General features: G+C 56.3%; 1 protein-coding gene. It reads left to right on the top strand.

Annotation, left to right across the window (positions count from 1 at the left end; all coding sequences use genetic code 11):
• Window positions 1-549 (top strand): cobalamin-dependent protein (locus AAFU51_18925; protein ID MEO1573311.1); only part of this gene is annotated, 549 nt, incomplete at both ends.

Here is a 549-nt window from a genome sequence, read left to right on the forward strand (position 1 = left end):
GGACAAACCAGCCGTCGGCAAGGTTTTGATGGCAACCGTCAAAGGCGACGTCCACGACATCGGCAAGAACATCGTCGGCGTGGTCCTGCAGTGTAACAACTACGAAGTCATCGATATGGGCGTAATGGTTCCGGCCCAAAAAATCATCGACAAGGCCAAGGAAGAAAACGTCGATATCATCGGCCTGTCTGGTCTGATCACGCCTTCACTTGATGAAATGTGCTACGTGGCCGCGGAAATGGAGCGCCAGGATTTCGATGTCCCGCTTTTGATCGGTGGGGCCACCACTAGCCGGGTCCACACGGCCGTGAAGATCGCACCGAACTATGCACGCGGGCAGGCGATTTACGTACTCGATGCATCGCGCGCAGTTGGCGTGGTGTCCAAGCTGGTGTCAGAACGCGATGGGCCCGGCTACATCAGCGAGATCCAGTCCGAGTACGAAACGGTTCGTGCCAACCACCTCGCCAACGAAGCGCGCAAAAAGCGCATCACCTACGCCCAGGCTAAGTCCAATCCGTTCAAAATCGATTGGTCAGGAATTGAGCC

The organism is Bacteroidota bacterium, from assembly GCA_039821555.1.
GTDB lineage: Bacteria > Bacteroidota > Rhodothermia > Rhodothermales > Rubricoccaceae > JBCBEX01.